We start from the raw sequence: 2,811 nt of genomic DNA on the forward strand, positions 1-2,811 counted from the left end.
GGCCGAGGCCGCCCGCGCCGCCGGCATCGCCATCGCCAGCCATGATGATGCGACCATCGAGGAGCGGGCGCTGTTCCGCGCTCTGGGCGCCGGCATCTGCGAATTCCCGATGGCGGAAGAGGTGGCGCTGGCCGCCCGCGCGGCGGGGGAGGATGTGGTGATGGGCGCGCCGAATGTGGTGCGCGGCGGCAGCCATCTCGGCTGGGCCAGCGCGGCGCCGCTGGCCGAGCGCGGCGTGGTGACCATCCTGGCCTCCGACTATGTCTGGCCCTGCCTGCTGGAGGCGGCCTTCGTCCTCGCCGGGCGCGGCGTGCTGGACCTGCCGGCCGCCTGGGCGCTGATCAGCGCCAACCCGGCGCGCGCCACGGGGCTCACCGATCGCGGCGCGCTGGAGGCCGGGCTGCGCGGCGATGTGGTGCTGGTCGATCCGGCGCGGCCGGCGCCGCTGGCGGTGTTTTCCGCGGGGCAGCTGGCCTGGATCGCGCCGGGGGCGGCCGGGCGGATCGGCTGAGGGCAGGGGTGTCGCCAGGGCGGCGCCCTCTCCACGCAGCACAACGAAAAAGGGCGCCGTTTCCGGCGCCCTTTCCGATTGGCTCCCCGAGTTGGACTCGAACCAACGACCTAGCGATTAACAGTCGCGTGCTCTACCAGCTGAGCTATCGGGGATCAGCGTGTGGCGGGGCTAATAGCCGGGCGGGCGGGGGGCTGCAAGAGGGCTTCGTCATCATTCCGCCATTGCGTGCTTTTTTTGGAAAAGCCGCGGGCGCTGCGACGCGCGCCAACAAAAAAGCCGCCCGGTCGGGGCGGCTTCGCTGCGCTTGGCTGGAGTGTCAGCCTCGAGAATTCTGGAGGTCGGTGCCGGAATCGAACCGGCGTGGCAGGATTTGCAGTCCTGAGCCTAACCACTCGGCCAACCGACCATGGAGGGGCGCTTTAGCCGAGCGACGGGATGGTGTCCAGAGCGCCGCGCGGCTGGCGGAGCGGGAAAGCGCGTGGCGGGGTGTCTCACGCTTGGCCGCTGCATCCTGGGATTCCTATCGCTCCAAGCAATCGAGCGCCCTTGCCACGACCGCACGACCCTTGGGGGTAATGGACACAAGCTTCTGCCGTCGGTCAGCGGGATCCTCGAAGGTGACCATGAGGCCAAGTCCTTCAGCAACGACCTGCTTGACCCCGTTGCGATACCCGGTTGAGCCAAGAAGGCCGACATTCCGGCTCATCGCTGAGCCGCCAATGCCAAGCATTTTTTGCAATTCCAACATCCGGATGGTGCCTGCCTCGGCAACCCGCAACAGAATTATGATGGTCTGTGCTTCTACATCGCCGCGCAATTCGCCCCGTATTTTTTCAATTGCATTAATAAGTTTTGTTATATTATTCATGCACGATCTCTCAAATTTTTATGTATAATTTTTAAAATAGAGAATAATTTGAAAAATCTCGAGCTGTCCGGAAATTCGGCGCGTCAAGACAAGGGGGCAAGTTTTTAGCCAAGCTTTAGGCGGAAGCCCAGGGCCTGGACATGCCGCTTGCCAGCCGAAGAGTTCTTGCGGCGTGCCTCGCGCTTGGCCGCAAGGGAGGCCGCGCCTATAACCGCCGCCACGGCGTGGGCCCCCGCCCCATGCCCCGGCAGTCGAGGACAGCAGGCGATGGATTACGCGGCCGCGCGCAAATGGATGGTGGACGGGCAGCTGCGCCCGAACAAGGTCACCGATTCCCGCATCATCAACGCCATGCTGGACCTGCCGCGGCATCTCTTCGTGCCGCCCGGCCAGGCGGCGCGGGCGCATGCCGATGCCGATGTGCCGCTTGGCCGCGACCGGGTGATGCTGCAGCCGATGATGCTGGCCCGCCTGCTGCAGCTGGCGCAGATCCGCTCGGGCGAGGCGGTGCTGCTGCTCGGCGCCGGCACCGGCTACAGCGCGGCGCTGCTGGCGCGGCTCGGCGCCAAGGTGACGGCGGTGGAGAATGATCCGCTGTTGGCCGCCCAGGCGCGGCAGGTGCTGGCCGGCCTGTCCCTGGCCCCGGGCAGCGTGCAGCTGGTCGAGGCCCCGGCCGCTGCCGGCCATGCGGAGGATGCGCCCTATGATGTCATCCTCATCGAGGGGCAGGTGCCCGCCATTCCGGCGGCGCTGACCGAGCAACTGGCCGAGGGTGGCCGGCTGGTCACCATCCGCCAGCCGCCGGGCCGCTCCGGCAGCGCCGTGCTGGGCCGCCGCCTGGGCGGCACGCTCAGCGTCACCGAGGCCTTCGACTGCCGCACCGCGCCGCTGCCGGAGTTCCAGAAGCAGCCGGGCTTCGCCCTCTGACAAGACCGGCGCCGGGCGTGGCCCCGGCGCCACCCCCGCGCCGCTGCGTGGATGCCGCGATGCAACATGGCTGGCCGTGCCCGGCCGGCTTCGCTAGGGTGCTGGCCGCCGGAGCCTGAGGCCCGGATTGCCAAGGAGTGTGCCGGTGCCCCGCCTTCCTTCCTCCCTTCGCCCGACACTGCTGGCGGCGACGATTCTGGCGCCCGCGCTGCTTGCCCCTGCCACGGGCTGGGCGCAGAGCCTGCAGGAGGCGCTGGCGCAGGCCTATGCGAACAACCCGACGCTGCAGACGGCCCGCGCGCAGCTGCGCGTGGTGGATGAGAACGTGCCGCAGGCGCTGGCCGGCTGGCGCCCGAGCGTGACGGTGGCCGGCAATGCCGGCTATGTGCAGGGCACGACGCGCAACCGCGGCTTCTACAGCGATGCGGACCGCACCACGGCCGGCGCGCAGGCGACGCTGACCCAGCCGGTCTACAGCGGTGGCCGCACGGTCGCGGCGACA

Annotated in this window: 3 protein-coding genes, 2 tRNA genes and 1 pseudogene; 3 read left to right on the plus strand and 3 right to left on the minus strand. The window is 68.7% G+C overall.

The window, feature by feature from the left end; all coding sequences use genetic code 11:
* Positions 1–511, plus strand: a pseudogene (locus tag HMPREF0731_RS01375) (hypothetical protein); the annotation flags it as partial.
* 79 nt (positions 512–590) lie between these two features.
* On the opposite strand, the gene HMPREF0731_RS01380 reads toward HMPREF0731_RS01375, so the two are convergent.
* The 3 genes from HMPREF0731_RS01380 to HMPREF0731_RS23950 form a co-directional block, all read right to left on the minus strand.
* Positions 591–666: transfer RNA gene (locus HMPREF0731_RS01380), tRNA-Asn, on the minus strand.
* Positions 667–846: 180 nt separating this feature from the next.
* Positions 847–920, minus strand: a tRNA-Cys gene (locus HMPREF0731_RS01385).
* A 114-nt stretch (positions 921–1,034) separates the two neighbouring features.
* A complete protein-coding gene (locus HMPREF0731_RS23950; RefSeq protein ID WP_157135880.1) occupies positions 1,035–1,382 on the minus strand; it encodes a MarR family winged helix-turn-helix transcriptional regulator in 348 nt (115 codons plus the stop codon).
* Positions 1,383–1,649: 267 nt separating this feature from the next.
* Here HMPREF0731_RS23950 and HMPREF0731_RS01390 point away from each other — a divergent pair, with 267 nt between their 5' ends.
* Entirely contained in the window at positions 1,650–2,309 is a 660-nt protein-coding gene (locus tag HMPREF0731_RS01390) for a protein-L-isoaspartate O-methyltransferase family protein (protein ID WP_007002197.1), read from the plus strand.
* Positions 2,310–2,454: 145 nt separating this feature from the next.
* Positions 2,455–2,811: TolC family protein (locus HMPREF0731_RS01395; RefSeq protein WP_007002198.1), on the plus strand; the 357-nt coding region annotated here is incomplete at its 3' end.

The sequence above is a fragment of the Pseudoroseomonas cervicalis ATCC 49957 genome (assembly GCF_000164635.1).
Lineage (GTDB): Bacteria > Pseudomonadota > Alphaproteobacteria > Acetobacterales > Acetobacteraceae > Pseudoroseomonas > Pseudoroseomonas cervicalis.

Excerpts from the sequence above, each read along its gene's own strand:
- HMPREF0731_RS01390 (WP_007002197.1), top strand. The coding sequence starts at position 1,650 with ATGGATTACGCGGCCGCGCGCAAATGGATGGTGGACGGGCAGCTGCGC.
- HMPREF0731_RS23950 (WP_157135880.1), bottom strand. The coding sequence starts at position 1,382 with ATGAATAATATAACAAAACTTATTAATGCAATTGAAAAAATACGGGGC.